The following is a 12,407-nucleotide window of genomic DNA, read 5'->3' on the forward strand; positions in this document are numbered from 1 at the left end:
ACTGGGTGCATGTGCCGCCGCCGCTGGCCAAGGATCGCAAGGTCACCGTTCTGGGATTGGGCGCGTTGGGCGCGGCCTGTGCCGGGATGCTGTCCAGTCTGGGGTTTCAGGTAACGGGGTGGAGCCGCACGCCGAAGGACATCGTCGGGGTGTGCTGCCTGTCGGGCGACGACGGTTTGCGCCCGGCGCTGACCGGGGCCGAGATCGTCGTTCTGCTGCTGCCCCGGACCCCGCACACCGAGAACCTGATGAACGACGAACGGCTGGGCTGGCTGGCCGAGGGTGCCGCGCTTCTGAACCCCGGACGCGGCCCGCTGATTGACGACGAGGCCTTGCTGCGGGCGCTGGACGATGGCCGGCTCGGCCATGCCACGCTGGACGTGTTCCCGGTCGAACCCCTGCCCGCCGATCATCCCTTCTGGCACCATCCGCGCGTGACGGTGACCCCGCATATCGCCTCGTCCACCCGGCCCGAGACCGCCTCCAAGGCGGTGGTGCGCGCCATCACGGCCATCGAATCCGGTCAGCCCGCGCCGCATCTGGTGGATCGCAGCCGGGGGTACTGATCCCCGGCCCGCGCCGTCAGCCCCTGGGCGCGTCCTGCCAGCGCCACGGCCGGGTGAAGCGGTCCATAAGCTGGCTCAGGGCGGCCTCGTCCACATCGCCGTGTCGCTTCAGGATCGCCACGAGGCCCAGCTTCTTGTCATCCACGACCCCGGCGACCGAGACCGGCAGGCCCGCCCCCTCCAGCGCCGCGCCATAGATACGGGCAATGGCCAGCTTGCGCAGATCGGGCTTGAAGACCTTGCCGACGGCGGTTTTCGGAAGCTCCGGCAGAACCTCGACATACTTGGGGATGGCGGCGCGTTCGTGGATGCGATCCTTGCAGAAATCCAGAAGTTCGGCCGGATCGGCGTGAGCCCCGGCCACCAGTTCCACATAGGCACAGGGCAACTCTCCGGCGACGGCGTCGGGCTGGCCAATGGCCCCCACCACCGCCACCGCCGGATGGCCCATCAGCGCCTCTTCGATCTCGGCGGGATCGATGTTGTGGCCGCCGCGAATGATCAGATCCTTCTTGCGGCCGGTGATCCACAGGTAGCCATCGGCGTCCAGCCGCCCCAGATCGCCGGTGCGCAGATAGATGCGATCGGCATAGAGCCCGAGGTTCTTGCCCGGTTCGGTATAGGTCGAGCCCTCAAAGACGCCGGGGTTCGAGACGCAGATCTCGCCCACTTCGTCGGTGCCGCATTCATGGGTGATGCTGCCGTCCTCGGCACATTTCAGGATGCGCACGTCGGTATAGGGCAGCGGAACACCCACCGAGCCGACCTTCTTCTGCCCCTCGAACGGGTTGCAGGACACAAGGCAGGTCGCCTCGGTCAGACCGTAGCCCTCGGCCACCTGCACGCCGGTGCTTTCCTCGAACTTGCGGTACAATTCCAGCGGCAGCGGCGCCGAGCCGGAGATCGCGGTTTTCAGGGTCGAGACATCCGCATCCACCTTGCGTTGCATGAGTGCCGACAGGGCGGTGGGCACGGTGATCAGGAAGGTCACCCCGTAGCGTTCGATAAGCTTCCAGAAGTTGTCGAACACCCCGTCCCCGCGATAGCCCGCCGGGGTCGGGAACACCACGTGCGACCCGGCCTGAATGGCCGACATCATGATCGGGTAGCAGGCGAAGACATGAAACAGCGGCAGCGGGCAGATCAGCACGTCGGTCTCGTCGAAGATCAGCTCATGCCCCAGCCAGCCGTTATAGATCATGCCTTCCTGCTTGTGCTGGGTCACCTTGGGCACGCCGGTGGTGCCGCCGGTATGGAAATAGGCCGCCACCCGGTCCGCGCCGGAATGATCGAAGGTCAACCGGTCGGCGGGCTGGGCCGCCACGGCCTTGGTATAATCCTGCACCCTGGCGTGGTGGCGCGCGGTCACCTTGGGCCGGATCAGCGGCACCAGCCAGCTTTTGGGCGGCGTCAGATAGTGCAGCAGGTCCACTTCAAGGATGGTTTTCACATTCGGGGCAAAGGCCGCGGCCTCGGCGGCCTTCTGCGCCACGTCGGTCTTGGGAAAGCCCTTCAGGGTCACCAGAACCTTGGCGTCGGTTTCCTTCAGGATGCCCGCGATCTGTTCCACGTCCAGCAGCGGGTTGATCGGGTTGACGATCCCCGCCGTCATCCCGCCCAGCATCACCACGGCGGCTTCATTGCAGTTGGGCAGCAGGTAGGCCACCACGTCATCGGGACCGACATTAAGGCTGCGGAACAGGTTGGCGGCCTGTGTGGTCCGGGCCAGAAGTTCGGTCCAGGTCAGGGTTTCCGCCTTGGCGCGCGGATCGGACAGGATCTGGAAACTGATCGCCTTGCGGTCGCCCATCTTTCCGGCGGTGCGCGACAGGGCGTCATAGACGGTGCCGGGCACGTCGCGGTCGGCCCAGGGCATTTCGGCCTCGATGGCCCGGCTCACGGCGGCATTGGTAAATGCTCTGGTCACAACAGATCCTCCCCGACGGATGCGACAGATTTGCCGTAAAGGATGTGCGCGAAGTGACTTGGGAACAAGTCTGACGCGGCGTTTCGCGGAAATTGACGCAGCGCCGCGCCATGCCACCGGCGATCCAAGCCGCCGAAGGCGGGGGGGTCTAAGGGCGGGGTTATTCCGCCGCCATGCCCTGGGTGAACTGCAAGCGCGCCAGCCGGGCGTACAGGCCGCCTTCGGCCACAAGCTGATCATGGGTGCCTTCGGCCACGATGCGGCCCTCGTCGAAGACCACGATGCGGTCGGCCTTCTTCACGGTGGCCAGACGGTGCGCGATGATGACGGTGGTCCGGTCGCGGGCCAGCGATTCCACGGCGCTTTGCACCAGCATCTCGCTTTCCGCATCCAGCGCCGAGGTGGCCTCGTCCAGCAGCAGCACCGGCGCGTCGCGCAGGATGGCGCGGGCGATGGCGATGCGCTGTTTCTGGCCGCCCGACAGCATCACGCCGCGTTCGCCCAGATAGCTGTCATAGCCGTCCGGCAGGGCCGAGATGAAGCGGTCGGCAGCGGCGGCGCGGGCGGCGGCGCGCACCTCGTCGTCGCTGGCCTCGGGGCGGCCGAAGCGGATGTTCTCCAGCGCGGTATCGGCAAAGATCACCGGTTCCTGCGGCACCAGCGCGATCTGGCGGCGGAAGTCGTCGCGCGCCATGTCGCGCAGATCCCGCCCGTCCATCCGCACCACGCCCGACTGCGGATCATAGAACCGCAGCAGCATTTGCAGGACCGTGGTCTTGCCCGCGCCCGAAGGCCCGACCAGCGCCACGGTTTCGCCCGGGGCCACGGTCAGGCTGATGCCGTTCAGCGCGGCGGCATCGGGGCGCGTGGGATAGTGGAACACCACCTGATCCAGTTCCAGCTCGCCTCGGCCCGGATTGACCGCCGGCACCGGCTGGGCCGGATCGGTGACGGTGTCTTCGGCGTGCAGCAGATCGGCCAGCCGCTCAGTCGCACCGGCGGCACGCTGCAACTCGCCCCAGATTTCGGACAGGGCCGCGGTGGAGGCCGCCATGATCGCGGCGTAGATCACGAATTGCACCAGCTCGCCGATGCTCATGACGTCCGCCCGCACATCGCGCGCGCCGACCCAGAGCACCCCGACAATGCCCGCAAACACCAGGAAGATGACGATCACGGTCAGCGCCGCGCGCACGGTGATGCGGGACTTGGCCGCCTCGAACGACCGCTCGGTCACATCGGCGAACATGGCGCGGGTCTGCGGCTCGTGGCTGAAGGCCTGCACGGTCTGCACCGACAGCAGCGTTTCCGAGGCCTTGCCCGAGCTTTGCGCGATCCAGTCCTGGTTGTCACGGCTCAGCTTGCGCACCCGGCGTCCCAGCGCGATGATCGGCACGATCACCACCGGCACCAGCAGCAGCACCAGACCGGTCAGCTTGGCGCTGGTCAGCAGCATCATCAGCAAGCCGCCGAAGAACAGCAGCACGTTGCGCAGGAACCACGAGATCGACGAGCCGATCACCGACAGGATCAGCGTGGTGTCCGTGGTGATCCGGCTGAGAACCTCGCCGGTCATGGTCTTTTCGTAGAAGGCCGGGCTCATACCCACCATGCGGTCGAACACGGCGGTGCGGATGTCGGCCACCACACGCTCGCCCAGCCGCGTGACCATGTAGTAGCGAATGCCGGTGCCCAGGGCCAGGGCGGCGGCGATGACGAGGGCGGCGAAGAAATACTGGTCCAGAAGCTCGGCCGTGCCGGTCTGGAAACCGTCCACCACCCGGCGCACGGCCATCGGCAACACCAGCGAGATGAAGGCGGTGAACACCAGCGCCACGCCTGCCCCAGCCACCAGTGGCTTGTAGCGCATCAGGAACGGCAGCAGCCCGCGCAGCGCGCCGATGCGTTTGGATTTCTCCCGCTCCTGATCCGTCGTCTTGGGTGTTCTGGCCATGTCCTGTCTCCGCAAGTTTGCGACGGTGTACCGATTGCGGGACCGGTCAACAAGACGTCGCGCACGGGCCGCAAAGTCACAGGCGGGCAGCGGCGCATAGAGGATGGGAAGGCTGGAGCGGGCGGCGGGAATCGAACCCGCGTCATTAGCTTGGAAGGCTAAGGTCTTACCACTACACAACGCCCGCGCAGTGTGGGCTGCTGATATTTCATCGCCCAACCGGGGTCAATACCGATTGGCGGCGCGGCGGGACGGGATGCCGCCCCTCTGCCCGGTCACTGATCCTCCAGGCGAGTGATCGTGGTCAGCGGGTCAATCCCCGTCGGCCCGTCGTCGATCACCCAGCCGACCGGATCCTCCCCCGCCTTGACCTGCGCGGCCATCTGGTCGCGCCGGGATCTGGCCAGCGTGATGCTCACGTCCGGGTACCAGCCCAGCACTACGGATTTTTCCGCGCCGGTGACGGCAGACCGGAACCGGAACAGCCATGTGTGCAGCGGGCGGTCGGAGCCGGACCTCAGCACAAGGCGGTCGGACTTCGCGACCGTTTTCAGGAACAGCCCGTCGCCATCGGCAAGGACCGAGGGACGGGCCGCGTCGATCATCGAGGGCGTCAACAGGGACATGCGGCGAGCCTAGCCGCGGACCCGCCGAAAGTCAGCCTTTCGGTGCGCCGGGTCTGCGGAACCGGCACGGCCTTAGTACTTGCTGGGAACATACAATTCCGGCGGCAGCACCGCGCGCTCGTATTCCTTGTTGTAGACCCGTTCGGGCAGCGAGATGTCCTCGTGCGGCACCGGCTCATAGGGGATCAGGCTGAGCAGATGGTCGATGCAGTTCAGCCGTGCCCGTTTCTTGTCGTTGCCTTCAACGATGAACCACGGGGCCTCGGGGATGTTGGTCCGGGCCAGGGTTTCTTCCTTGGCCTTGGTATACTGCTCCCACCGCACGCGGCTTTGCAGGTCCATCGGCGACAGTTTCCACTGTTTCAGCGGATCATGGATGCGCATCAGGAAGCGCATCTGCTGTTCCTCGTCGGTGATCGAGAACCAGTATTTCACCACCCGGATGCCCGAGCGTACCAGCATCCGCTCAAACTCCGGCACGTCGTGGAAGAACTGCTCGACCTGGTCCTTTTTGGCGAAGCCCATGACCTTTTCCACGCCCGAGCGGTTGTACCAGCTGCGGTCGAACAGCACGATCTCGCCCGCCGCCGGCAGGTGCGGAACATAGCGCTGGAAATACCATTGGGTCTTTTCACGTTCGCTGGGGGCGGGCAGTGCGACGACGCGGCAGACGCGCGGGTTCAGCCGCTGGGTAATGCGTTTGATGACCCCGCCCTTGCCGGCGCTGTCGCGGCCTTCGAAGATCACCACGATCTTCTCGCCCGAATGCTGCACCCAGTCCTGCAGCTTGATCAGTTCGGCCTGAAGCGACAACAGCTTGCGGAAGTAGTCGCGCCGTTCAAGACTGGGCGGATGCGCCTTGCGATAGATCTTGCGGATTTCCAGCGACAGGGCGGGCTCGGACATCTCAAGCTCGAAATCCTCGTCCAGCGTGTCGGCCAGTTCGGCCTCAAGCCAGTCCCGACCCGCGTCGTCTTCGGTGAATTCGTTTGCCATCCAAGTCTCCCCTCTCTGCCAGAGCCCGCATCCGCCACATCCTGAGCGCGCGACGTGACGGTTTTACAATGTGATCCCTGTCTAGGTGCGCCAGTCGAAAAAATTCTCACCCGCGCGCGCCAGAAGCCGCTGCGCCATGTCCCGGCCCAGGGCGGCGGCGTCCTCGACCGGGGCGTCCGCGGCATCGGTCAGCGATTCCGATCCGTCGGTGCGCAGGATCTCGCCGCGCAGGTGCAGGGTTCCGCCGGACAGCTCTGCCAGCCCGGCAATCGGGGTTTCGCAGGATCCATCCAGCGCCGCCAGGAAGGCGCGTTCGGCGGCCAGCCGTTGACCGGTCGGGGTGTCGTGGATCGCCTCAAGCAGCGCGGCAGCGTGGCTGTCGTCGGCGCGCCGTTCGATGCCGATGGCCCCCTGCGCCACGGCCGGCAGCATGTCCTCGGGCGCGATGGCGGCGCGAACGACTTGCGTCATCTGCAAGCGGTTCAGCCCGGCCATGGCCAGGAAGGTGGCCTGGGCGACCCCCTCCTCCAGTTTCTTCATGCGGGTCTGCACGTTGCCGCGAAACTCCACCAGCGTCAGGTCGGGACGGCGGTGCGCCAGTTGCGCACGGCGGCGCAGGCTGGAGGAGCCCACAACCGCGCCTTCGGGCAGATCGGCCAGCGTCGCATGGGCGGGCGACACGAAGGCATCGCGCACATCCTCGCGCGGCAGGTAGCAGTCCAGCACCAGCCCCTCGGGTTGCAGCACCGGCATGTCCTTCATCGAATGCACCGCGATGTCGATCTTGCCCGACAGCATGTCCTGCTCGATCTCGCGGGTGAACAGGCCCTTGCCGCCCAGCTCCTTCAACGGCTTGTCCGCGTCGATCAGCGCCCGGTCGTCGCCGGTGGTCTTGATGACCACGATCTCGAAGGCCTCGGGCGGCAGCTCAAAGGCGGCGGCCAGCCTGTCGCGGGTTTCATGCGCCTGTGCCAGGGCCAGCGGCGAGCCGCGGGTGCCGATGCGAAGGGGCGAAGTCGGGGTCGGAAGCGTGATCGTCATGGCAAATCCCTAGACCCGCCGCGTCGGCGTGACAACTGCCGATGCGTTGACTTTCTGGCGCAGGTGCGGGACCACGAAGGCAACAAGCGACGGGGTGTGTCATGGCCAATCAAAAGAAACTACTGCGCAGTCTTGCAGGCGAGACCCAGGATGTGCCGCCGATCTGGATGATGCGGCAGGCCGGGCGTTACCTGCCCGAGTACCGCGCGACGCGGGAACAGGCCGGGGATTTCCTGTCGCTGTGCTATAATTCCGAACTGGCCGCCGAGGTCACACTGCAACCCATTCGCCGCTACGGCTTTGATGCGGCAATCCTTTTTGCCGACATTCTGCTGATCCCCGACGCGCTGGGGGCGGATCTGTGGTTCGTCACGGGCGAAGGGCCGCGCTTGTCCACCACCACCACCGTGGAGGATTTCGGCAAACTGAAGCATGCCGCAGACATCCACGATCACCTTGCGCCCGTCTATGAAACCCTGCGCATCCTGCGCCGCGAACTGCCTGAAGAGACCGCGCTGATCGGCTTTGCCGGGGCGCCCTGGACGGTGGCCACCTATATGATTGCCGGACAGGGCACCCCCGACCAGGCTCCGGCGCATACGCTGATCGCCGAGAATCGCGAGCTGTTTCATGCCATTCTGGGCCGCCTGACCAATGCCACCATCGAATATCTCTCGGCCCAGATCGACGCCGGGGCCGAGGTGGTAAAGCTGTTCGACAGCTGGGCCGGATCGCTAAAGGGCGACGATTTCACCAACTACGCGCTGGAACCGGCGCGCCAGATCATCGCGGCCCTGAAGGAGCGTCACCCGGACACCCCGATCATCGCCTTCCCGCGCGAAGCGGGAGAGCGTTACATCGGCTTTGCCAAGGCCAGCGGCGCCGATTGCGTGGCGCTGGACAATTCGGTCGATGCCGCCTGGGCAGCCGAGCATGTGCAGGTCGATGGCTGTGTGCAGGGCAACCTCGCGTCCAGCCATATGGTCACCGGCGGGCAGGATCTGGTGGATGAGGTCCGGCGCATCCGGAAGGCGTTCTCGGGCGGGCCGCATATCTTCAACCTGGGCCACGGGATCACCCCGGACGCCGATCCCGAAAATGTCGCGCTGATGATCGAAACCCTGCGCGAGACCACCTGAACCGGCGGGCTGGAAAAGGTCTGGCCGGCGTATGGCTGACGTATGGCAACCGGGCCGGTGATGGAGGGGCTGTTCTTTCCGCTCTCCAAGCTGTTCTGGATGGCGGTGCGCCCCGAAAGCTGGCTTCTGGGGCTGATGCTGGTGGCGCTGGCGGGGCTGCTGCTGCACCGGCGCCGGCTGGCGGTCACCGCGCTGTCGCTGGCCATCGCCGCCTTTCTGGTCATCGCCCTGCTGCGCCCCGCCGACACCCTGCTGGGACCGCTGGAGCGCGCCTACCCTGCCAATCCTGACGTGACCGCCCCGGCAGCCATCGTGGTGCTGGGCGGCGGCGAGGAGGCCGTGCGCACCGACACCTACGGCCAGCCCCACATCAGCGACAAGGGTGACCGGTTCCTGGCGGCCATCGCGCTGGCCCGGCGGTACCCCGAGGCCCGGGTCGTCTTCACCGGCGGCACCGGCTGGTTCCGCACCGGCTTTCTGCCGGGGTCCGAAGTTGCGCGGCAGATCTTCACCGGGGCCGGGATTGCAGAGGAGCGCCTGATCTTGGAAGGCCGCTCGCTGAACACCTGGCAGAACGCGGTGAACACCCTGCCGCTGATGGCGGATCTGCCCGAGGGCGGGATCGTGCTGGTCACCTCGGCGTTCCACATGCGGCGCAGCGTCGAGGTCTTCTGCGCCGCCGGCTGGCGCAGCCTGATCCCCTATCCCACCGATTTCCGAATCCTGGCGCTGGGGCACCGGCTGGGCTGGCGCTTCGCTGAAAACCTGCAAGAGTTGAACCAGGCAGCGAAGGAATGGATCGGATTGTTGGCATATCGCCACACCGGACGCGGCGTCAGCCCGCAAACGCGGCCCGGCTGTTTGTTGCCCTGACCCGCCATCGCGCGGGGAGGAACACTCGCAAGCTGACGGGCGGTCGTGAAAATCTCTCTTGCACCGGGACTTGCCTCAACATTTCTTCACAGGAAAAATGATCAATCATTAATCGGCTGTGGAAGAAAATCCGGCGGCAAGTAGCATATTAGTTGAACTTAATCTTCACAGATTGTTAAGATTTAAGATGAAACAAGTAGTTAACGCCCTGTCGCCGTGACGGGGTCTGTGAATCCGGCGTTGGGGGAGTTCTGCCAGATGATTGATGAAACCGTTCTGCGGTCAGAAACAGACGTATCATTGGGCATCTTTGCTTTCCCCACACCGCGCCCGACAACCCCGCCGTCCGATCATGCCACCGATCCGCACCCCGGCTGGTTGCACCAGATCCGGGTGCTGGACATCCGCCTTGCGAATTCCTGCGAGCAATCGCCGAAATGGTCTGCTGCATGGTCTGAGCGTGAGCATCTGACCCACCAGATGTGCCGCACCTCGGCCTCGACATGGGAAGGCCTTGTGGCCCAGATCGCCTGGATCAACGACGAACTGGCCCCGGTGCTGACCGAGGCTACCGACACGCCCTACCCGGCGGCGCTGGACAGCATCCGCGAGGCCGTCGAGTCTTTGCGCGGCAGATACACCCCGGCGGAGTGAGATCGGGGCGGATTCCGGCAAATTGTGAGGTCCGGCCTTCACAGGCAGAAATTCATTGTTCCTAGGAACGTTCGCGGCACGCCCGTTTGAACGGTGGGCTGAAGGTCCCCCCTACGACGCAATCGGCTTGCGGGCGGTCATGATGCGACAGCGCACAAAAGCCGCGCCTAGACGGCCTGGCGCACATCTGAGGATTCGGAGAATGGAGGCCGCGGGCGCTTACTCTGCCGGATGGCGGCTCTTGGCATCCAGTTTGCGCGCCTCTCGGATGTCTGCTTCCGCAAGCAAGGTCGTTCGGATTGTGGTTGATATCAGATAAGGAGCGGACACCTGGCGACCCGTTCACCGCTTCTTTTTTTGCTCTCGGGTTTCAGACTTTGGCACCATTGAACGAAATTGTGCCGCCACGCGTGGTGGCGGCACAATTCTTGCAATTTAGGTTACTCGACCGGGACGAAGTCGCCGGGCTTCCAACTCTTGTCGAACCAAGGTTCCAGTGGGCCGTAGAGGCGCATCATCGCGTTGAAGCTCTTGCCCGGGACAGTCTGGGCCCAATTTGCCTCCTGTCCCTCAGGCGCGTCGGGGCCGAACCAGATGGTGTAGCTGCCATCTTCATTGGCGGCGATCCCCTCGCGGTTTGAATCGATGCCGCCGGACTTCTGGTCGGTCTCCAGGATCGACCGCGTCTGGCCGCTGTAGAGCATGAAGGACCAGAAGTTCTTTGCAGGCACCGGGGCGGGCAGGGTTACCGTGTAGGTCTTGGAGCCATCTAGGTATTCGCCGTTCGCATCCCGCGCGGTCATCGCATAGACCGAGCCTGTGCCGACCGGTGGCGAGGTCATGGCTGGGGTGATGCCGGTGGCCATGTAGAAGAAGTAGGTCCGGTCATCGAGGATGCGCGCGCCATCTTCGAGGAACAGGTAGCTCTGCCGCTGGAAGGGAGAGTTCCATTGGCGATCCTCGTAGAAATAGACGCCAGGGTCGCGCGACGCATAGGTGATCGCCCGTGCCGTTGCGTTGGCAATCGCCGCAGCTTCGTCGAGGATGCCGCGCATCTTTTCGTCCGGCTCGAAGGGTTCTCCCTTGCGCAGGCCAATCGAGGCGAAAGTGCCGACGATCTCCGGATCAAACGCGCCGATGGGGTTGTTGTTCAGCGCGACGTGGATCTCGTCGAAGAACTCGGCGTTGTTGGCATGAACTGTGTTGTACTGAACGCCCGAGACGTTGATGAAGGTCTCCTCCGGCGGGTTGTCCGCGTCGGCCAGCGAATAGATCTTCAGCCCCGCCTTGATCTCGGCCACGGGGCCCTCAGTGCCGCCATCGGCATCCGGAGAGCGGCGCAGCAGCAGCCAGTGCTCGTTGGTCTTGGTTCGAAGCTCGAAATAGCCCTCCGGCACCTCGGTCTCGTCGTCATTGTGGATGAGCAGGTACTTTCCCCCCTCGCCCTTGTCGGGGCCGAGCGCACCGATATCGGTGACAAACTCAAAGGCAGCGTCGTCCAGCAGCCCGAGCAATCCGGCAGGCACCTCGATCACGACGGGGCCTTCGGAGATGTCCACGTTCGATCCGATATAGATCGTGGTCGTGTTCGGCGTCAGCCAGATCGACCGAGCATCCATGAGTGTTTCGGTGATCACGATGTCATTGGGTTTGGCCCCGACCTCTTCGTAGCCCTGGAACATGGCGCGCAGGGAGGCGATCTTCATCCCGTCAAGGAACGCCGTCGTGGCTCGGATCAGGTCGAGGTTGTCGAACACCTTCTCCACGGTCTCGGGCGAGGGCATGCCGTCGAAGAATTCCAGCGTGCCGAGCGTGTCGGTCTCGACCACGTCGGGCGTCAGGACATTCTCGGGCACGTTGGCGGCGAACTCCGGCGTTTCTGCCAGAGCCACAGAAGCGGTGACAGCGAGCGTGGCACCCGCCAGCATTGTACGGTAAGTCATTTGCAGTCTCCGTCAGTGTTGAGTCAGTCGAGTTTTTCAAGGTCGGACAGCATCCAGCCGCCTTCCAGCCAGCCCTCCTCAGGGCCATAGAGGCGGAACAGCAGGAAGTAGGGCTCCGTCGTCGGGATCCAGTTGCATCCCTTTCCCTCCGGCGCCTTTGGACCGAAATAGATGTCGTAGGAGCCGTCATCGTTGACCTGCATGCTGTCGGTGTCTCGTTCGGACAGACCCACGGGATCGACATTGCGAATGAAGCTCTTGGTCTCCATCGAGTAGACGATGACCGACCAGAAATCCTCGGCAGGCGTATCCGCCGGAACGTTCAGCTTGTAGCGAGTGCGGGAACCACATGACGGGTGCCTGGTCGAAGGGCAAATACAAGCACTATGCCTACTACCGCTGCATGACGCGTGGCTGCTCCCAGAAGAGCAAGTCGATTGCGCGCGCCAAGTTGGAAGGTGGCTTCGAGGATATCCTCAAGCGACTTCAGCCAAGTAAGCGCCTGCTCGATCTCGCCATCGCCATGTTCAGCGATGCCTGGAACAGCCGCATGGAGCTGGCCCAAGCTGAACGCGATGAGTGGCGGCGTCAGGCCGAAGCTGCTGATAAGATGAACTGGCCCCCATTTCGCCCGGACATCTTGGCTTGAGCCAGGAGGCTTAAGGATAGCCTTAAGCACGTGCTGATG

At 64.5% G+C, this 12,407-nt stretch carries 11 protein-coding genes, 1 tRNA gene and 1 pseudogene; 5 read left to right on the top strand and 8 right to left on the bottom strand.

Going from position 1 to position 12,407, the window contains the following annotated elements; genetic code table 11:
* A partial coding sequence (locus AB0T83_RS19380; RefSeq protein ID WP_366194860.1) for an NAD(P)-dependent oxidoreductase occupies positions 1–566 on the top strand: 566 nt, incomplete at its 5' end.
* A 16-nt stretch (positions 567–582) separates the two neighbouring features.
* Here the strand turns inward: AB0T83_RS19380 and AB0T83_RS19385 are convergent.
* The 6 genes from AB0T83_RS19385 to hemC all read right to left on the bottom strand — a co-directional run bounded on the left by AB0T83_RS19385 (position 583) and on the right by hemC (position 7,110).
* A complete protein-coding gene (locus AB0T83_RS19385) occupies positions 583–2,493 on the bottom strand; it encodes an acyl-CoA synthetase (protein WP_366194861.1) in 1,911 nt (636 codons plus the stop codon).
* A 160-nt stretch (positions 2,494–2,653) separates the two neighbouring features.
* The gene (locus AB0T83_RS19390) at positions 2,654–4,447 is read right to left on the bottom strand and encodes an ABC transporter transmembrane domain-containing protein (protein ID WP_366194862.1); all 1,794 of its coding nucleotides are present in this window, start codon (positions 4,445–4,447) and stop codon (positions 2,654–2,656) included.
* Positions 4,448–4,560: 113 nt separating this feature from the next.
* A tRNA-Gly gene (locus tag AB0T83_RS19395) sits at positions 4,561–4,634 on the bottom strand.
* An 88-nt stretch (positions 4,635–4,722) separates the two neighbouring features.
* Positions 4,723–5,073, bottom strand: coding sequence for an Arm DNA-binding domain-containing protein (locus tag AB0T83_RS19400; RefSeq protein WP_366194863.1), 351 nt, complete (start codon positions 5,071–5,073; stop codon positions 4,723–4,725).
* A 72-nt stretch (positions 5,074–5,145) separates the two neighbouring features.
* Entirely contained in the window at positions 5,146–6,069 is a 924-nt protein-coding gene (ppk2, locus tag AB0T83_RS19405; RefSeq protein WP_366194864.1) for a polyphosphate kinase 2, read from the bottom strand.
* 81 nt (positions 6,070–6,150) lie between these two features.
* Positions 6,151–7,110 (bottom strand): hydroxymethylbilane synthase, encoded by a 960-nt coding sequence (gene hemC / locus AB0T83_RS19410; protein ID WP_366194865.1) that lies wholly within the window; start codon positions 7,108–7,110, stop codon positions 6,151–6,153.
* A gap of 101 nt (positions 7,111–7,211) precedes the next feature.
* Between hemC and hemE the strand changes: the two genes are divergently transcribed.
* The 3 genes from hemE (at position 7,212) to AB0T83_RS19425 (ending at position 9,776) form a co-directional block, all read left to right on the top strand.
* The gene (hemE, locus tag AB0T83_RS19415; protein ID WP_366194866.1) at positions 7,212–8,249 is read left to right on the top strand and encodes a uroporphyrinogen decarboxylase; all 1,038 of its coding nucleotides are present in this window, start codon (positions 7,212–7,214) and stop codon (positions 8,247–8,249) included.
* Between the two features lie 42 nt (positions 8,250–8,291).
* Positions 8,292–9,122 carry a YdcF family protein gene (locus AB0T83_RS19420; RefSeq protein ID WP_366194867.1) on the top strand — a complete coding sequence of 277 codons (831 nt, stop codon included), beginning with the start codon at positions 8,292–8,294 and terminating at the stop codon, positions 9,120–9,122.
* A 258-nt stretch (positions 9,123–9,380) separates the two neighbouring features.
* Positions 9,381–9,776, top strand: a complete 396-nt coding sequence (locus tag AB0T83_RS19425) for a hypothetical protein (RefSeq protein ID WP_366194868.1) — start codon at positions 9,381–9,383, stop codon at positions 9,774–9,776.
* A 440-nt stretch (positions 9,777–10,216) separates the two neighbouring features.
* On the opposite strand, the gene AB0T83_RS19430 is transcribed toward AB0T83_RS19425, so the two are convergent.
* Both AB0T83_RS19430 and AB0T83_RS19435 read right to left on the bottom strand, forming a co-directional pair.
* Positions 10,217–11,719 (bottom strand): DUF1254 domain-containing protein, encoded by a 1,503-nt coding sequence (locus AB0T83_RS19430; protein ID WP_366194869.1) that lies wholly within the window; start codon positions 11,717–11,719, stop codon positions 10,217–10,219.
* A 23-nt stretch (positions 11,720–11,742) separates the two neighbouring features.
* Positions 11,743–12,096, bottom strand: a complete 354-nt coding sequence (locus AB0T83_RS19435) for a DUF1214 domain-containing protein (protein ID WP_366194870.1) — start codon at positions 12,094–12,096, stop codon at positions 11,743–11,745.
* On the opposite strand from AB0T83_RS19435, the pseudogene AB0T83_RS19440 reads away from it, so the two are divergent.
* Positions 12,060–12,368 (top strand): annotated as a pseudogene (locus AB0T83_RS19440) (recombinase zinc ribbon domain-containing protein); the annotation flags it as partial. The gene AB0T83_RS19435 and the pseudogene AB0T83_RS19440 sit on opposite strands and share 37 nt — an antisense overlap.
* Positions 12,369–12,407: the final 39 nt, after the last annotated feature.

The organism is Meridianimarinicoccus marinus (assembly GCF_040689105.1).
Lineage (GTDB): Bacteria > Pseudomonadota > Alphaproteobacteria > Rhodobacterales > Rhodobacteraceae > Meridianimarinicoccus > Meridianimarinicoccus marinus.